Origin of the sequence: Streptomyces sp. NPDC056479, assembly GCF_042795335.1 — a bacterium.
Classification (GTDB): Bacteria; Actinomycetota; Actinomycetes; order Streptomycetales; family Streptomycetaceae; genus Streptomyces.
Map to the genome: position 1 here is coordinate 305920 of NZ_JBHTRZ010000005.1, position 16238 is coordinate 322157.

The 16238-nt window shown below is 67.8% G+C and carries 16 protein-coding genes; 8 read left to right on the top strand and 8 right to left on the bottom strand.

The features are described from left to right. Positions 1-185: 185 nt before the first annotated feature. Positions 186-899 carry a DUF5324 family protein gene (locus tag ACFQ6S_RS21675; RefSeq protein ID WP_383412040.1) on the bottom strand — a complete coding sequence of 238 codons (714 nt, stop codon included), beginning with the start codon at positions 897-899 and terminating at the stop codon, positions 186-188. Between the two features lie 326 nt (positions 900-1225). On the opposite strand from ACFQ6S_RS21675, the gene ACFQ6S_RS21680 reads away from it, so the two are divergent. Then, positions 1226-1753 carry a peptidylprolyl isomerase gene (locus ACFQ6S_RS21680; protein ID WP_383412043.1) on the top strand — a complete coding sequence of 176 codons (528 nt, stop codon included), beginning with the start codon at positions 1226-1228 and terminating at the stop codon, positions 1751-1753. Between the two features lie 109 nt (positions 1754-1862). After that, a complete protein-coding gene (locus tag ACFQ6S_RS21685; protein WP_383412046.1) occupies positions 1863-2747 on the top strand; it encodes a rhomboid family intramembrane serine protease in 885 nt (294 codons plus the stop codon). 324 nt (positions 2748-3071) lie between these two features. Here ACFQ6S_RS21685 and crgA read toward each other — a convergent pair whose 3' ends face one another. After that, a complete protein-coding gene (crgA, locus tag ACFQ6S_RS21690) occupies positions 3072-3326 on the bottom strand; it encodes a cell division protein CrgA (RefSeq protein WP_383412048.1) in 255 nt (84 codons plus the stop codon). Between the two features lie 142 nt (positions 3327-3468). Here crgA and ACFQ6S_RS21695 point away from each other — a divergent pair, with 142 nt between their 5' ends. From ACFQ6S_RS21695 to ACFQ6S_RS21720, 6 genes are read left to right on the top strand one after another with little or no spacing between them, the layout of a single operon-like run. Next, complete coding sequence (locus ACFQ6S_RS21695; protein WP_383412051.1) at positions 3469-4245, top strand: DUF881 domain-containing protein; 777 nt, start codon at positions 3469-3471, stop codon at positions 4243-4245. Positions 4246-4263: 18 nt separating this feature from the next. Next, on the top strand, positions 4264-4971 hold the full coding sequence (locus tag ACFQ6S_RS21700) for a class E sortase (protein WP_383412054.1): 708 nt from the start codon (positions 4264-4266) through the stop codon (positions 4969-4971). Positions 4972-4989: 18 nt separating this feature from the next. Further along, a complete protein-coding gene (locus ACFQ6S_RS21705) occupies positions 4990-5187 on the top strand; it encodes a hypothetical protein (protein WP_383413010.1) in 198 nt (65 codons plus the stop codon). After that, complete coding sequence (locus tag ACFQ6S_RS21710; RefSeq protein ID WP_383412058.1) at positions 5184-5822, top strand: aminodeoxychorismate/anthranilate synthase component II; 639 nt, start codon at positions 5184-5186, stop codon at positions 5820-5822. Before ACFQ6S_RS21705 ends, ACFQ6S_RS21710 begins: the two co-directional genes overlap by 4 nt. Beyond that, complete coding sequence (locus ACFQ6S_RS21715; protein ID WP_383412061.1) at positions 5819-7024, top strand: class E sortase; 1206 nt, start codon at positions 5819-5821, stop codon at positions 7022-7024. The genes ACFQ6S_RS21710 and ACFQ6S_RS21715 overlap by 4 nt, the downstream gene beginning before the upstream one ends. A 13-nt stretch (positions 7025-7037) precedes the next feature. Then, on the top strand, positions 7038-7799 hold the full coding sequence (locus ACFQ6S_RS21720; RefSeq protein WP_383412064.1) for a class E sortase: 762 nt from the start codon (positions 7038-7040) through the stop codon (positions 7797-7799). Positions 7800-7903: 104 nt separating this feature from the next. On the opposite strand, the gene pknB is transcribed toward ACFQ6S_RS21720, so the two are convergent. The 6 genes from pknB to ACFQ6S_RS21750 all read right to left on the bottom strand — a co-directional run bounded on the left by pknB (position 7904) and on the right by ACFQ6S_RS21750 (position 16104). Next, positions 7904-9901, bottom strand: a complete 1998-nt coding sequence (gene pknB / locus ACFQ6S_RS21725; protein ID WP_383412067.1) for a Stk1 family PASTA domain-containing Ser/Thr kinase — start codon at positions 9899-9901, stop codon at positions 7904-7906. A gap of 170 nt (positions 9902-10071) precedes the next feature. After that, on the bottom strand, positions 10072-11550 hold the full coding sequence (locus ACFQ6S_RS21730; RefSeq protein WP_383412070.1) for a peptidoglycan D,D-transpeptidase FtsI family protein: 1479 nt from the start codon (positions 11548-11550) through the stop codon (positions 10072-10074). Next, positions 11547-12995, bottom strand: a complete 1449-nt coding sequence (locus ACFQ6S_RS21735; RefSeq protein ID WP_383412073.1) for an FtsW/RodA/SpoVE family cell cycle protein — start codon at positions 12993-12995, stop codon at positions 11547-11549. Before ACFQ6S_RS21735 ends, ACFQ6S_RS21730 begins: the two co-directional genes overlap by 4 nt. 27 nt (positions 12996-13022) lie before the next feature. Further along, on the bottom strand, positions 13023-14609 hold the full coding sequence (locus tag ACFQ6S_RS21740; protein WP_383412970.1) for a Stp1/IreP family PP2C-type Ser/Thr phosphatase: 1587 nt from the start codon (positions 14607-14609) through the stop codon (positions 13023-13025). Between the two features lie 90 nt (positions 14610-14699). Next, positions 14700-15215: an FHA domain-containing protein gene (locus ACFQ6S_RS21745; RefSeq protein ID WP_383412076.1), complete on the bottom strand. Its 516-nt coding sequence runs from the start codon at positions 15213-15215 to the stop codon at positions 14700-14702. Positions 15216-15225: 10 nt separating this feature from the next. Beyond that, positions 15226-16104: an FhaA domain-containing protein gene (locus ACFQ6S_RS21750; protein ID WP_383412079.1), complete on the bottom strand. Its 879-nt coding sequence runs from the start codon at positions 16102-16104 to the stop codon at positions 15226-15228. Positions 16105-16238 lie beyond the last annotated feature (134 nt).

Sequence of the window (16238 nt, forward strand, 5' to 3'; positions counted from 1 at the left end):
GTTTTTGGGGGGGGGGAAACGCACCTGCGACGGGGAGGGGGGGGGGGTTCTTGGCTGGTCGGGGGGGGGAGGGTGAGAGGGGGGGGTTTGTTTTCCCCCCCCCGCCCCCCCCACCACCCATCGTTCTTGGAGAGCCGTGAAGGCGTGAAGCGATGAAGCAGTGAAGAGAGGGAAGACCCCTCACATCACCGGCCCTCGTCCCCCCGAGCTGCCTCTTCCTCGGCCTCCTTCGCCTGGACCTCGGGGTCCAGGCCGGACTGGCCGCTGCCGTCCACCGAAGTGAGACGGCCCGACTCGGGCACCTCCGTCGCGGCGGGTGGCTCGACCAGCCAGTCCGGATTGGCCTGCTTGTCCCACCACTTCCACGCGGCGAAAGCACCGCCCGCCAGAAGACCGAGCACCGCCAGCACCTTCACCGCGCGACCGGCCTTGGCGCGGCGCTCGTGCTTGCGGGTCAGCCTCCGGATCTCCTTCGGCGAGACCTGACCGCGGAGCGCGGCCAGTGCCGCGACACCGCGCGCGGTGGCCTCGTCCCTCACGGGTCCGGCCGCGGACACCGCCTGCTCGAGCCTCGGCCGGGAGTAGTCGGCGGCCTGCCGAGCCGCCTTGCGCGTACGGGTCGCGGCGTCATGAGCGGCCTGGTCGACCTTCGGCGGCACATGCGAACGAGCCTGTTCCAGGTAGGGCGCCACATGAGCGCCGTACTGGAGACGTGCCTGCGTGCGGGCCTGCTCGGTGGCCTGCGACACCATCGGCGCGAGCCGTACGCGCGCCTCCTGTGCATATTGCGCGGCCCTGTCCTTGGCGGTGTCGGCGTAGGGCGCCACCACTTCCGCGGCGTGCAGCACGCTGTCCTTCGCCGAGCCGGTCGCGGCGCGCACGCTGTCGATGCGGGTCACGGGATCCTCCTCCTCGGTGGCGTACGGTAATTCGACTTTCCACCCTTTTACGGATCATGCCTGTCGGAACGCTCTGCGGCATGTGAGGGCGGGCATATGGGTGCCGATGAACTTGATCAAACGCATTAACGGACCAATGCGGTGCAACGGTGGCTTGTCGTCGACAATGCCACGCTTCGCCGCGTCGCGCCCCTGCCAAGTACCCACTCGACGAGTTTTCTGCAAGCGAAGCGCCGGGTTGCGTACCGGTGAACGGCAGCTGGGCGACGGATCTCGTCGGCCGTGCGAGGATCGGGGGGTCACAGAAAGACAACGGAAGGCAGATCGTGGCCGAGCAGCTCTACGCCACCCTGAAGACCAACCACGGCGACATCGAGGTCCGGCTCTTTCCGAACCACGCGCCGATCACGGTCAAGAACTTCGTCGAACTCGCCAAGGGTGAGCGTGAGTGGACGAACCCCACCACCGGTGAGAAGTCCACGGCCAAGCTCTACGACGGCACGGTCTTCCACCGCGTCATCAGCGGCTTCATGATCCAGGGCGGTGACCCGCTGGGCAACGGCACCGGCGGCCCCGGCTACCAGTTCCAGGACGAGTTCCACCCCGACCTCGCCTTCGACAAGCCCTACCTGCTCGCCATGGCCAACGCAGGCCCGGGCACCAACGGCTCGCAGTTCTTCATCACCGTCTCGCCGACGACCTGGCTGAACCGCAAGCACACCATCTTCGGCGAGGTCACCGATGCGCCGAGCCAGAAGGTCATCGACGCCATCGCGACGCTCCAGACCAACCCGCGCACGGACCGCCCGGTCAACGACGTGGTGATCGAGTCCGTCGTCGTCGAGACCCGCTGAGGCCGAGTCCGACACCTCCCGCAGGGAACCAAACGCCCCGCTCGTCCGTAAGGATGAGCGGGGCGGTGTATTGGGTACGTGCATCGCGTACGACGACCTAGGGGACCTCATGGACCAGCCGGCAGGCAGCCCGCAGGACGCGCAGAGCCTGCCCGTCTGCTACCGCCATCCGGACCGCGAGACCGGCATCCGCTGCACCCGCTGCGAGCGGCCCATCTGCCCCGAGTGCATGGTCAGCGCCTCCGTCGGCTTCCAGTGCCCGGACTGCGTCCGCGACGGCTCCGGCACGGGGCACGCCCCCAGCGCCGCCCAGCCCCGCACCCTCGCCGGCGGCACCATCGCCTCGGACCCCCGGCTGCTCACCAAGATCCTCATCGGGATCAACCTCGCGGTCTTCATCGCCGTCCAGACCAGCACCGCGCTCCTGAACGACCTCGTCCTCATCGGTGCCTGGCCGCCCGCCCCGTTCAACCCCACGGAAGGCGTCGCCGAGGGCGAGTGGTGGCGCCTGGTGACCTCGATGTTCACGCACGAGGCCATCTGGCACATCGCCTTCAACATGCTCAGCCTCTGGTGGCTCGGCGGCCCCCTCGAAGCCGCCCTCGGCCGCGCCCGCTACCTCGCGCTCTACTTCTGCTCCGGCCTGGCGGGCAGCGCCCTCACCTATCTGCTGGCCGGTCCGACCACGGCATCGCTCGGCGCCTCCGGCGCGATCTTCGGTCTCTTCGGCGCCACCGCCGTGCTCATGCGCCGGCTCCAGTACGACATGCGGCCGATCATCGCCCTGCTGGTGATCAACCTGATCTTCACATTCGGCTGGAGCAACATCGCCTGGCAGGCCCACATCGGCGGTCTCGTCGCCGGTGTCGTCATCGGCTACGCGATGGTCCACGCACCGCGTGAGCGCCGGACGCTGGTCCAGTACGGCACATGTGCGCTGGTCCTGGCCGTGGTCGTGCTGATGACCGTGCTGAGGACGCTCCAGCTCACCTGAGCGGGACCGTCATCCACCTGAGCCTTCCCGTTGTCCACAGCGTGTGGCGGATCTTGTGCACACTGTGTGGGAACAACTGTGCCCCCTGTTACTGATCAGCGTTTTCGCAGGTCAGGCAGGGGGCGAACAAGTTTTCGGTAGTGTGCCGTTCACCGGTAGTTCCGTCACACCGGCGTCAACACTCGATGAGTTATCCACAGATCGTCGTTCTTTTTCCCCACTGTGGAAAACGGCTGTGGATAACTCAGCGGATAGCCCTGGGCAGAGCTGCGTTCACCGAGAGGTGGCCGCCGGTTCGAGTGCTGCTCCGACCGCTTTCGACCGCTACTTCCACTGTGTGGAGACGCCGAATCCAGCGGCGATGAAGCCGAAGCCCACCACGATGTTCCAGTTGCCCAGCACTTCGAGGGGCAGTGAACCGTCGGTCACATAGAAGACGACGATCCAGGCCAGGCCGATGATGAACATGGCCAGCATCACAGGCGCGACCCATGCGCGGCTGTTCAGCTTGATCGCGGTCGTCTGCTTCGACGGCGGCGGCGTGTAGTCGGCCTTCTTGCGGATACGTGACTTCGGCACGAGGGTCTCTCCTGTCGATGCGCTGCGTGGCCGCGCAGGGAACTCTGACTGGCTCCGGGGCAGCGTACAAGGGGACTCTGATTGCTCCCCCGGGCGTCCGTTAGCGTAGTGCTTCCGCGGCGTCGAAGGAGATAAGGGTACGTTGAGCAATTCTGCCGACTCTCCCGGGACGGGATCCAGCCCTGCCCGTGGGCGTTTCCGGCCGGTGCGGGTACTGACCGCGGCCGTCTTCGCTCTAGCCGGGCTCATTTTCTTCACCAGCTTCAATACGGCCAAGGGCACCAATATCCGTACGGATGCCTCACTACTGAAGCTTTCGGACCTGATCCATGAGCGCAGCCGTGAGAACGGTGAGCTCAATGACTCCAACGCGGCCCTGCGTGACGATGTGGAGGCGCTCGCCGAGCGGGACGACGGCAGCACCAAGGCGGAGGACGCCAAGCTGGCGGCGCTGGAGCGGAGTGCGGGCACCCAGAAGCTGACGGGCGAGGCGATCACGGTCACGCTCAACGACGCCCCGCCGGACGCCACCGCCAAGCTGCCCGGCTATCCCGAGCCGCAGCCGGACTACCTGGTCATCCACCAGCAGGATCTCCAGGCGGTGGTCAACGCTCTGTGGCGGAGCGGCGCCAAGGGCATCAAGGTCATGGACCAGCGGCTGATCTCCACCAGCGCGGTGCGCTGCGTCGGCAACACCCTGATCCTTCAGGGCCGGGTCTACTCGCCGCCGTACAAGATCACGGCCGTCGGTGACCCGGAGAAGATGCAGCAGGCGCTGGCTGCCTCGCCGGCGATTCAGAACTACATGGTGTACGTCAATGTCTACGGCCTCGGCTGGAAAGTAACCGAGGACGGGACGGTGACTCTGCCCGGCTACTCGGGCACAGTGGATCTGCAGTACGCCAAGCCCGTGGAGTGAGCCTCTCTGGAGCTGCCGGTGCGTGTCGTCGTCAGGTCCGTCAGTGAACTGTGCATCACGGTCGGCACCGTGATCGTCCTGTTCGTCGTCTATGTCCTGTTCTGGACCGGCGTGAAAGCCGACCACGTCATGGACGACCAGATCGATCAGTTACAGGACCAGTGGGCGCACGGCGCGGTCCGTCCGACGGACCCGGCTCCCGGCGGCACCGCGAGTCCGGGTGCGGTGGCCGGTCCGCCGAAGCCGGCACCGTATGTCACGGACAAGCCCTTCGCGATCATGTACATCCCGCGTCTTGGTTTCACGTGGAACAAGCCGGTTCTCGAGGGCACCGCCACCAAGACCCTGAAGAAGGGGCTCGGCCACTACGCGAACACCGCTCAGCTCGGCCAGAAGGGCAACTTCTCGGTGGCCGGCCACCGGCGTACATACGGCGACCCCTTCAAGGATTTTCCCAGGCTGCGCCCCGGTGACGCGGTGGTGCTGACGGACGGAACGACCTGGTTCACGTATCGGATCGACAATGGCCCCTACAAAACACTGCCCACGGACATTGAGGTGATCGGCCCTGTGCCCCGTAAGTCGGGGTACACGCGTGAAGGCCGCTATCTGACCCTGACCACGTGCGATCCGGAGTGGGGGCACAGTCATCGGCTGATCGTGTGGGCCCATCTGGACTCCACCCAGCCTGTGGAGGCCGGGAAACCCAAGGCGTTGCGCCGTTAGTCTGTTGGCTGTAACGGCGTGAGTCTGCTGCCGTGGTGCGACGAAAGGGACGGCATGTACGGCTGGATCTGGCGGCATCTGCCGGGGAACGCGTGGGTGAGGGCGCTGCTCTCGCTCGCTCTGGTCGTGGCCATGGTCTACGTCCTCTTCAACTATGTCTTCCCGTGGGCCGAACCGCTGCTGCCCTTCAACGATGTGACGGTGGACAACCAGTGAGCGCGCGCATCCTCGTCGTGGACAACTACGACAGCTTCGTCTTCAACCTGGTCCAGTACCTCTATCAGCTGGGCGCCGAGTGCGAGGTGCTGCGCAACGACGAGGTGTCGACCGCGCACGCCCAGGACGGCTTCGACGGCGTGCTGCTGTCGCCGGGCCCGGGTACGCCGGAGGAGGCGGGCGTGTGCGTGGACATGGTCCGGCACTGCGCCTCGACCGGGGTACCGGTCTTCGGCGTCTGCCTCGGCATGCAGTCGATGCAGGTGGCGTACGGCGGTGTCGTGGACCGTGCGCCGGAGCTGCTGCACGGCAAGACCTCGCTGGTCGAGCACGAGGGCAAGGGAGTCTTCGCGGGCCTGCCGACGCCGTTCACGGCGACCCGCTATCACTCGCTGGCGGCGGAGCCGGCGACGGTGCCGGCCGACCTCGAGGTCACCGCACGTACGCACGACGGCATCATCATGGGCCTGCGCCACCGTGAACTCCCGGTCGAGGGCGTCCAGTTCCACCCCGAGTCGGTGCTGACCGAGCACGGGCACCGGATGCTGGCCAACTGGCTGGTGGAGTGCGGCGACCAGGGCGCGGTGGCGAGGTCGACGGGGCTCGCCCCGGTGGTGGGCAGGGCCACGGCGTGACCGCCCTGCGCCCTGAGCGCGAGTCCGGTGCCGCGTACGGGGAGTCCTTCACGGACTCCTACGGCGACGCCGGCGACCAGGGGACCTCGTACGGGCAGCAGCCGTACGGGGACTCGGGTGCGCTCGGGGAGTGGCACGGCGGAGACGGCTACGGAGCCGGGGGTTATGAAGGCGGGGGTTACGAGGCCGGGGGCTACGGCAATCAGGGCTACGGCGATGGAATGCCCCCCGCGCCCCAAGAGCCGTACGCGGAGCCGTACATACCGCCCCCGGACGACGAGACCGTAGCCCTTCGGGTCCCCGATCCGCCCCCCGCCCGCGAGCCCATATCGCCGTCTCCCGCCTCCTCCGCCGCTTCTGCCACTGGAACCCCTACGGGCGGCCGTGCGGCTCGTAGAAAGGCCGCCAAGCGGCGTCACGGGCGTCATGGCGGCAGTCGGCCGGCGTCCGAGGCCGCCGAGACAGGCTCGGAGAAGTCCGGCGCACCGCTCTCGCGCATGGAGGCCCGTCGGCAGGCGCGGGCGCGCAAGGCCAGCCCGGCCACCGTCGCCAGCCGGGCGATCGGTGAGGTGTTCATCACCACCGGCGTGCTGATGCTGCTGTTCGTGAGCTACCAGCTGTGGTGGACGAATGTCCGGGCGCACGCACAGGCGGACAAGGAAGCCAGCAGCCTCCAGGACGACTGGGCGAACGGCAAGCGCAACCCGGGGACCTTCGAGCCGGGGCAGGGCTTCGCCATACTGCACATCCCGAAGCTGGATGTCGTCGTCCCGATCGCCGAGGGCATCAGCAACAAGAAGGTGCTCGACCGCGGCATGGTCGGCCACTACGGCGAGGACAAGCTGAAGACGGCGATGCCGGACGCCAAGACGGGCAACTTCGGGCTGGCCGGTCACCGCAACACCCACGGCGAGCCCTTCCGCTACATCAACCGGCTCGCCCAGGGCGACGACATCGTCGTGGAGACGCAGGACAAGTACTTCGTGTACAAGATGGCGTCGATCCTGCCGGTGACGTCGCCCAGCAATGTGAGCGTGCTGGATCCGGTTCCGCCGGGGTCGGGTTTCACCGAGCCGGGCCGGTACATCACACTCACCACATGCACGCCGGAGTTCACCAGTAAGTACCGGTTGATCGTCTGGGGCAAGATGGTCGAGGAACGGCCGCGCAGCAAGGGCAAGCCGGATGCGCTCGTCAGTTAAGGGCAGATGAAAAGTGGCAGCGACCACCGAGGGCACGGAAGATCACACGGCCGCTCCCGCGTCCCGGCACCCTCGGGCCCGCCGTCGCGGCACGGGCCGGATCGCCGCGGCCGTCAGCGTCTTCGGCGAACTCCTGATCACGGCGGGCCTGGTGCTCGGCCTGTTCGTCGTCTATTCGCTCTGGTGGACGAACGTCGTCGCCGACCGTGCGGCGGACAAGCAGGCGGACAAGGTCCGTGACAACTGGGCCCACCAGGGCGGGGACTCCGGCCGTCCCGCCGAGTTCGACTCCAAGAACGGCATCGGCTTCCTGCACGTCCCCGCGATGAGCAAGGGCGAGATCCTGGTCGAGAAGGGCACGACGTCGAAGATCCTCAACGACGGCGTCGCCGGCTACTACACCGACCCGGTCAAGTCGGCCCTGCCCACCTCGGACAAGAAGGGCAACTTCTCCCTCGCCGCGCACCGTGACGGCCATGGCGCGAAGTTCCACAACATCCACAAGCTCACCAAGGGCGACCCCATCGTCTTCGAGACGAAGGACAAGTGGTACGTCTACAAGGTCTACGCCGTCCTTCCCGAGACCTCGAAGTACAACGTCCAGGTCCTCGGCCCGATCCCGAAGGAATCCGGCAGGACGAAGGCGGGCCACTACATCACGCTGACGACGTGCACGCCGGTGTACACGAGCCGGTACCGGTATGTGGTGTGGGGCGAGCTGGAGCGGGTGGAGAAGGTGGACGAGGAGCGGACCTTGCCGGAAGAGCTGCGCTGACCGAGGCGCTGACCCGACTGGCTGTTGCTGGGTTCGTCGCATGACAAAGCCCCGGCACCCTCATCAGGGTGCCGGGGCTTTGCCGCAGTCTCGGAAGCGCTTCGTCAGCCGAAGATTCCTCCGTTGTCGCCGCCTCCGTTGTTGTTTCCGCCGTTGTTGCCGAAGCCCACGGTGGTCAGGGTGACCTGGGTGTTCGCGGGATCGTCGACCTGCTGGTTGCCCTTGGGGTCCTGGTCGGTGACGAAGGCCGTGTCGCTCTGGTCACTGCCGTTGGCGAACTGGATGTTGGTGAAGCCGGCCGCCGCCAGAGTCTGCTTGGCCTGGCCCACCGTCTGACCCACGACGCTCGGCACCGGGGTCTTCTGCTGGGCCTGCCTGCCGATCTGGATGTTCACCGAGGAGTTCTTGTCGGCCTCGCTGCCCGCCTGGGGCGAGGTCGAGATGACCTTGCCGATCTGGTTCGGGTCCTGCGTGTCCACCTCGGTGCAGTTACCGACCAGGTTATTGGCCGTCATCTGCGCCTTCGCCTCGTCGCAGGACCTACCGAGGACGTCCGGCACGGTGGCCTTCTCCTCCTCCTTGGCGACGGTGAGGGTGATCGTGGTGCCCTTCTCGACTTCTTCGCCGCGCGGCGGGTCCTGGTCGAGGACGGTGTTCGGATCGTCCGACGAAGTCTCTCGGGTCTCCGTCTTGATCTCGAACTGGTAGTCGTCGGCTTGGAGCTTCGACTTCGCTTCATCGAGGCTCAGACCGATCACGCTCGGCACGGTCACCTTCGGGGCACCGGTCGAAACCACGAGGTTGACCGGCGTCTTCTTGTCGACCTTGGTCTTGGGATCAGGATCCTGGTCGCACACGTTGCCCTTGGGCTGGTCCTCGCACTCCTTCTTCGTGACCGTACCCACCTTGAGATCGCTGTTGGTCAGCAGACCTCTCGCGCTGTTCTCCGTCTCGCCGACCAGGTTCGGGACGGGCACCTGGCTGTTGCTCGCGTTCTCGCCGTCGAACACCCACTTGCCGATGAGGATCGCGCCGACGAGGACCAGCACGGCCGCGACGGCCAGCAGGATCGTCGAGGTGTTCGACTTCTTCTGACGGCGGCGGTCCGGGCGGTCGTCGTAGCCGTAGCCGCCGTCGTCCGGGTTCATCGGCGGCAGCATCGACGTGGCGCCGGCGTCCGCGGAGCGCAGGGCCGTGGTCGGCTGGTCGTCGGGGTAGCCGCCGTAGCCCACCGAACCCATCGCGGCCGTCGCGGCGACCGGCTGGCCGTCGAGGCAGGCCTCGATGTCGGCGCGCATCTCATCGGCCGACTGGTAGCGGTAGTTGGGGTCCTTCGTCAGGGCCTTCAGCACGATCGCGTCCATCTCGGGCGTGATCTCGGGGTCGAAGACCGACGGAGGCTGCGCCTCTTCGCGTACGTGCTGGTAGGCGACGGCCACCGGGGAGTCCCCGACGAACGGCGGCCGGACCGTGAGGAGCTCGTAGAGCAGACAGCCGGTCGAGTACAGGTCGGACCGGTTGTCGACCTGCTCGCCCTTCGCCTGCTCCGGCGACAGGTACTGCGCGGTGCCGATGACCGCGGACGTCTGCGTCATCGTCATGCCGGAGTCGCCCATGGCGCGGGCGATGCCGAAGTCCATGACCTTGACCTGGCCATTGCGGGTCAGCATGACGTTGGCCGGCTTGATGTCGCGGTGGACAATGCCGGCGCGGTGGGAGTACTCCAGGGCCTGGAGGATGCCGATGGTCATCTCCATGGCACGCTCCGGCAGCAGCTTGCGGCCGGAGTGGAGCAGCTCACGGAGCGTCGAGCCGTCCACGTACTCCATGACGATGTACGGGATCGACACGTTGTCGATGTAGTCCTCGCCCGTGTCGTAGACCGCCACGATCGCGGGATGGTTGAGCGAGGCGGCCGACTGGGCCTCCCGGCGGAAGCGGGCCTGGAAGGACGGGTCGCGCGCGAGGTCCGCGCGCAGCGTCTTCACCGCTACGGTGCGGCCGAGGCGGGTGTCATGCGCGAGGTAGACCTCCGCCATGCCACCACGACCGAGCACCTGGCCCAGTTCGTACCGGCCGCCGAGGCGACGCGGCTCTTCCATAAGCTACCTACCAGCCCTCTCCGTCGGTCCCGACCTCACCCTTGTGGGTGTGGCGGTGTGCCGTCCGGGCATACCGTACCCGGCTCATCTTGTGTGACCTGGCCAAGCCCGTAACCCGATACAGGACCGGTATCGCAACGTGCACCGATGTGAAGGGGACGTGAGCGGGGTCACTTCTTGCTGTTGATGACCGCCTCCATGACGCTCTTGGCGATGGGGGCGGCGAGGCCGCCGCCGGAGATGTCGTCGCGGACGGCGTTCTCGTCCTCGATCACGACGGCCACGGCCACCGGCGAGCTGCCGTCCTCGGCCTTGGCGTAGGAGATGAACCACGCGTAGGGGTTCTCGCTGTTGTCCACACCGTGCTGGGCGGTACCGGTCTTGCCGCCGACCTTCACGCCGTCGATCTGCGCGTTCTTGCCGGTGCCGTCCTGGACGACCGTCTCCATCATGTCCTGGAGAATCTGCGCGTTCTCCGGCGACAGCGGCTTGCTCATCTCCTCGGGGTCCGTCTTCTCGATGGCGTCGAGGTTGTTGGTCTGGAGCTCGTCGACCATGTACGGCTTCATCAGCGTGCCGTTGTTGGCGACGGCCGAGGCGACCATGGCCATCTGCAGCGGGCTGGCGGCGGTGTTGAACTGGCCGATGGAGGACAGCGCGGTCTGCGAGGGGTTCATGTCGTCGGAGAAGACCGACGCGCTGGTGCGGATCGGCGTGAACTGCTCCTCGGTGAAGCCGAACTTCTTGGCCGTCTCCAGCATCTTGTCGTTGCCGAGGTCGGAGCCGATCTTGCCGAACACGGTGTTGCAGGAGAACTGGAGGGCGACCCGGAGCGTCGCGTCCTTGCAGGGGATGTTCCCCTCGTTCTTCAGCACGGTCGTGGTTTCCGGCATGGTCCACGGCAGCGGCGTCTTCGTCTTCTCGTTCGCCTCCGTGTACAGGCCGTGCTCCAGCGCCGCGGCCGCGGTGACCACCTTGAAGGTCGAGCCCGGCGGGTAGACCTCACGCAGCGCCCGGTTGAGCATCGGGTCGTCCGGGTTGGTCTTCTTCTGGAGCTTCTGCCACGCGTCGGTGTCGGTCGTCGTGGAGTTGCCGGCGAAGGACGCGGGGTCGTACGACGGGTAGGAGGCCAGCGCCAGGATCTTGCCGGTGGACGGCTCGATGGCCGCCACGGCGCCCTTGCCGCCCTGCTTCTTCAGACCCTCGTAAGCGGCCTTCTGGGCGGCGCCGCTGAGGGTGGTGACCACGTTGCCGCCTTCCCTCTCCTTGCCGGTGAGCATGTCGAGGGTGTTGCGGAAGAACAGCCGGTCGTCGTTGCCGGTGAGGATGCCGTCCTCGATGGACTCCAGCTGGTTGGCGCCGAAGGCCTGCGAGGCGTATCCGGTGACGGGCGCCCACATGGGCCCGTTCGTATAGGTGCGCTTGAACTTGAAGTCGCTGCCGGAGGTCTCGTCCGAGCCGGTGATGGCCTTGCCGTCGACGATTATGTCGCCGCGGGGGGTGCCGTAGCGCTCGATGACGACGCGGCGGTTGTTCTTGTCGGTCCTGAGCTCGTCGGCCTGGAGGTACTGGATCCAGTTGTCGCGGATGAGCAGAGCCAGGACCAGAAGTCCGCAGAAGATCGCGATCCGGCGTAGGGGCTTGTTCACGGACGGACCACCTGGGTCATCTCGGCGTCGGGGTTGGGTGCGGGGGCGGGCGCCGGGCGGCGTGCGGTGTCGCTGATGCGGAGCAGGATGCCGATCAGCGCCCAGTTGGCGATGACCGACGAGCCGCCGTACGCCACGAACGGCAGCGTCATACCGGTCAGCGGGATGAGGCCCATGACACCGCCGGCCACCACGAAGACCTGGAGGGCGAAGGCGCCGGACAGGCCGACGGCGAGCAGCTTGCCGAACGGGTCGCGGGCCGCGAGTGCCGTGCGCACACCGCGTTCGACGATCAGGCCGTAGAGCAGCAGGATCGCCATGACGCCGGCCAAGCCCAGCTCCTCGCCGAAGGTGGCGAGGATGAAGTCGGAGTTGGCGGCGAAGCCGATGAGGTCGGAGTTGCCCTGGCCGAGGCCGGTCCCGAGGGTGCCGCCGGAGCCGAAGGCCCACAGGGCCTGCATGGCCTGCTCGGAGTGGACGACGCCGTCGCTGACGCCGGAGCGGCTGAGCTGGAACTCGCGCGCCGGGTCGAGCCAGGCCTGCACACGCGTCTGGATGTGGGACTCGAAGCTCGCCACACCGACGGCGCCGACCGCGGACATCAGCAGACCGAAGACGATCCAGCTGGTCCGCTCGGTGGCGACGTACAGCATGATGACGAACATTCCGAAGAACAGCAGCGACGTACCGAGGTCGGTCTCGAAGACCAGGATGAGGATCGAGATGACCCAGACGACCAGGATCGGACCGAGGTCGCGTCCGCGCGGCAGGTAGAGCCCCATGAAGCGACGGCTGGCCAGGGCCAGGGCGTCCCGCTTCACCATGAGATAGCCGGCGAAGAAGACCGCGAGGATGATCTTCGCGAACTCACCGGGCTGGAGTGTGCCGAGGCCGGGGATCTTGATCCAGATCTTGGCGCCGTAGATGTTCGCGCCGAGTCCGGGTACCAGCGGCAGGATCAGCAGGAACAGCGCGGCGGCCATGGAGATGTACGTGTAGCGCTGCAGGACGCGGTGGTCCTTGAGGAAGATCAGCACTGCCACGAGCAGCGCGACGCCCATCGCGGAGTACAGCAGCTGGCGAGGCGCCGCCTCGACGAAACTGTTGCTCTGCTGGAGACGCTTCGACTGGTCCAGACGCCAGATCACGACCAGCCCGAGGCCGTTCAGCAGGGTGGCCAGCGGCAGCATCAGCGGGTCCGCGTACGGCGCGAACTTGCGTACGGCGAGGTGGCCGATGGCGGCCAGGAGGCCGAGGCCGATTCCGTAGCTCAGCAGGCCGGCCGGGACCTCGTCATTGATCGCCAGACCCACGTTGGCGTAGGCGAAGACGGGGATGACGACCGCGAACACCAGCAGCGCGAGCTCGGTGTTGCGCCTGCTCGGCGCGCCGATCGCGCCGATCGTGGACGTGTGGTGCGTCGGCGAGTTCGTAGTACTGCTCATGGTGTGACGGGGCCTCTCACGGCTTGCCTACTGCGTACCGCAGTTCGTGACGACCTTCTGCTCTTCCTCCGAGAGTGTGGGGCCGGGCTTTGGCGTCGCAGTCGGGGTCGGGGAGGTGGAGGAGGACGGGGGCGGGGACTTGGTGGACGCCGACGGATTCGGCGTCGGTGTCGCCTTGGACGTAAGGGAGGTACGCGTGGTTCCCGTGGTACCTCCGGCCTCGCCCTCGCCGGTCTTGGAGTTCTTGGCGCTCTCGGCGGCCTGCTGCTCCGACCGCTTCTCGCACGCGGAGGCCTGCAGGGCGAGCTCGTCGATCTTCGCCTGGGCGTCCTTCAGACCGCCCTCGGCGATGGTCGCCTCGACGAGTTTGCGCTGGTACGGCGGCAGGTACTTGAGTTCGATCTCGGGGTGGTCCTTCTCCACCTCCGACAGCGAGACCCAGGCCAGGTCCTGGCTGATCCCGCGGTACAGGGCGACGTGTTCCTCGTTGGAGCCCACGTAGTACTGCGTCTGCGTCCAGCGCCAGCCGCCGTACAGGCCGCCGCCGAGGACGGCGAGCGCGAGGGCCGAGTAGAAGGATCTCTTCAGCCACTTGCGGCCCTTGCGGGGCTTGACGAAGTCGTCGTCGGTGTAGTCGCCGAAGCCGCCCGCCGGCGCGTAACCGGTGGTGTCGCCGGAGCCGGGCGGGCCGAACTCGCCGCCCCCGCCGCCCTGTCCGGGCACCTGGCGGCCGAGCCCGGAGGCGCGTCCGGCCGGGGTCTGCATGATGCCGTTGTCGTGCAGGTGGTGCTGCTGGTTCTCGGCGACCGCGCCGACCACGACCGGGGTGTCGGACAGCTGCCCGGCCAGGGTGTCGCCGGTGTCCAGGTCGAGGACGTCCGCGACGATCACGGTGATGTTGTCGGGGCCGCCGCCGCGCAGCGCGAGCTGGATGAGCTCCTGCACGGTCTCCTGGGGGCCCTGGTAGCTGGCGAGGGTGTCCTCGAGCGTCTGGTGGGAGACGACGCCGGAGAGGCCGTCGGAGCAGATCAAGTAGCGGTCGCCGGCGCGGACTTCACGGATGGAGAGGTCGGGCTCGACGTGCTCGCCGCTGCCCAACGCCCGCATCAGCAGGGAGCGTTGGGGGTGGGTGGTGGCTTCCTCTTCGGTGATGCGGCCCTCGTCGACCAGACGCTGCACCCAGGTGTGGTCCTGCGTGATCTGCGTGAGGACGCCGTCCCGCAGCAGATACGCGCGCGAGTCGCCGACGTGCACGAGGCCGAGGCGCTGCCCGGTCCACAGCAGGGCCGTGAGCGTCGTGCCCATGCCCTCCAGCTGCGGGTCCTCCTCGACCATCGCGCGCAGCTGGTCGTTGGCGCGCTGTACGGCGGTGCCGAGCGAGGTGAGGATGTCGGAGCCGGGGACGTCGTCGTCGAGGGCGACGATGGTGGAGATCGCCTCGGAGGAGGCGACCTCGCCCGCGGCCGCGCCGCCCATGCCGTCGGCGATGGCGAGCAGGCGGGGACCGGCGTATCCGGAGTCCTCGTTGCCCTCCCGGATCATGCCTTTGTGCGATCCGGCGGCGAAGCGCAGTGACAGACTCATGCGCACCTCGCCCGTCGGCTCCGGGTACATCCGCACGGTGCCCACCCTCCGGTCGGGAGCGCGCCGGGGCCCGTGGTGTGGGCCACCGCTGCGTGCTCGCTCCGCTCGCTCATTGTCGTACTACTTCCGCAGCTCGATGACGGTCTTGCCGATGCGGATCGGCGCGCCCAGCGCAATCGGTGTGGGGGTCGTCAGCCGCGTTCGGTCGAGGTACGTGCCGTTGGTGGAGCCCAGGTCCTCGACGATCCACTGGCCGTCGCGGTCCGGGTAGATCCTGGCATGCCGGCTGGAGGCGTAGTCGTCGTCCAGCACGATCGTGCTGTCGTGCGCCCGGCCCAGGGTGATGGTCTGGGACTGCAGCGCGACGGTGGTGCCGGTGAGGGTGCCCTCGGTCACAACCAGCTTGGAGGGAGCGTTACGGCGCTGGCGGCCGCCGCTCTGCTGGCCGCGCTGCTGCGGTGGCGCCGCAGCCTGCCGGGCGGCCTGCTGCTGCCGTCCGGCTTCCCGCCTGGCCCCGCGCTGGGTGACACGCGTCCCGAACAGGTCGCTGCGGATGACCTGCACGGCCACGATCACGAACAGCCACAGTACGGCCAGGAAACCCAGCCGCATGACCGTGAGGGTCAGCTCTGACATTGCCCCCGCTTCACCCTTCGGCTTGCCGGTAAATGATGGTGCTGCTGCCCACGACGATCCGCGAGCCGTCGCGGAGCGTAGCGCGGGTGGTGTGCTGCCCGTCCACCACGATGCCGTTGGTGGACCCGAGATCCTGGATCGTCGAGGGCGTTCCGGTCCGGATCTCGCAGTGCCGGCGGGAGACGCCGGGGTCGTCGATCCGCACGTCGGCGTCGGTGCTGCGGCCCAGCACGAGCGTCGCACGGGAGATCTGATGGCGGGTGCCGTTGATCTCGATCCAGTAGCGGGTGCGGCCGCCGGCCGCGGGTGCGGCGGGAGGACGCTGGCCGCCCGCGGGCTGCGGGTAGCCGTAGCCGCCGGGGCGTCCGCCGGGGGGCGGCGCGGCCGGCATGGGCGGGGCGCCGGTGGGCGCGGCCGGTTGCGGATAGCCGTAGCCGCCCTGGGCGCCGCCGGGCCGCCCGGCCGGGGCGGCGGGCGCGGGGCCCTGCTGGCCCGGCTGGCCCTGTTGGTTGGTGGAGCCGGCGAGCGTGCGGCTGCGGACGCGGTACAGGCCGGTGTCGAGGTCGTCGGCCTTCTCCAGGTGGACCTTGATCGGTCCCATGAAGGTGTAGCGCTGCTGCTTCGCGTAGTCGCGGACCATCCCGGCGAGCTCGTCGCCGAGCTGGCCGGAGTAGGGGCTGAGCCGCTCGAAGTCCGGCGTGCTCAGCTCCACGATGAAGTCATTGGGGACGACCGTGCGGTCGCGGTTCCAGATGGTGGCGTTGTTGTCGCACTCGCGCTGGAGCGCTCCCGCGATCTCGACCGGCTGGACCTCGGACTTGAACACCTTGGCGAAGGTGCCGTTGACCAGACCTTCGAGACGCTGCTCGAACTTCTTCAGGACTCCCATGGGGCACCTCCTCCGTAGCCTGCTTCGTCCTGTATCCCGCCGGGCGGGCACTGCCTTACCTGGTACTGCTTACTGATCGTATCCACGCGCCGGTAAATCGGCTGGTTCCCCCTGTCGGCCCGGTCGACGGGTGT

Excerpts from the sequence above, each read along its gene's own strand:
- ACFQ6S_RS21685 (WP_383412046.1), top strand. The coding sequence starts at position 1,863 with ATGGACCAGCCGGCAGGCAGCCCGCAGGACGCGCAGAGCCTGCCCGTC.
- ACFQ6S_RS21740 (WP_383412970.1), bottom strand. The coding sequence starts at position 14,609 with ATGTACCCGGAGCCGACGGGCGAGGTGCGCATGAGTCTGTCACTGCGC.
- ACFQ6S_RS21735 (WP_383412073.1), bottom strand. The coding sequence starts at position 12,995 with ATGAGCAGTACTACGAACTCGCCGACGCACCACACGTCCACGATCGGC.
- ACFQ6S_RS21745 (WP_383412076.1), bottom strand. The coding sequence starts at position 15,215 with ATGTCAGAGCTGACCCTCACGGTCATGCGGCTGGGTTTCCTGGCCGTA.
- pknB (WP_383412067.1), bottom strand. The coding sequence starts at position 9,901 with ATGGAAGAGCCGCGTCGCCTCGGCGGCCGGTACGAACTGGGCCAGGTG.
- ACFQ6S_RS21750 (WP_383412079.1), bottom strand. The coding sequence starts at position 16,104 with ATGGGAGTCCTGAAGAAGTTCGAGCAGCGTCTCGAAGGTCTGGTCAAC.